This window comes from Ventosimonas gracilis, from assembly GCF_001580025.1.
GTDB lineage: Bacteria > Pseudomonadota > Gammaproteobacteria > Pseudomonadales > Pseudomonadaceae > Ventosimonas > Ventosimonas gracilis.
This window is the reverse complement of record NZ_LSZO01000202.1, coordinates 1-466: the sequence shown is the minus strand read 5'-3', so window position 1 is coordinate 466 and position 466 is coordinate 1. Positions and strand designations below refer to the sequence as shown.

Genomic DNA, 466 nt, shown 5'->3' with positions numbered 1-466 from the left:
ATCTTCGTCGCGCTCCACTACCTTCCATGAATCAACCAAACCAAAGCCTTCCCGCGCTCTATATCCCTTAATCGCTATATTGGTTTCTATTACTGTCCCTTTAAGCCTTCCTAGCATTTGAACCGCTAAAGCATATCCTCTACCACCTATACTTCTATTTGTAGATTTTAAAAAATCATACATGGTGAACCTAACAGTCCTGCTTATTGTTTCTCCTCGATTTTTAGCGTCTACAATCTGACTAATGCAATACAGCCATAAATCTTTGTCGTGGATGGTGGCGCATCCGTCATAGCCTGGCTTTATTGTTAGCGTGCAACCGTTGCGCTCATAGACGCGCACACGCTTGTCCCCCGCCTTAAGGGCAAATATGGGGTGTTCCATGCTCGCTATGTCGTCTTTAATTTCCGCTCCGCGCGTATCCGCCACAAAGTGAGATGACGGCGCTTCTGGGGTCTCTTCTGGC

General features: G+C 46.8%; 1 protein-coding gene. It reads right to left on the bottom strand.

Annotated features, from left to right (window positions below; genetic code table 11):
* Positions 1–466: replication initiator protein A (locus AXE65_RS11465; RefSeq protein ID WP_204376561.1), on the bottom strand; the 466-nt coding region annotated here is incomplete at both ends.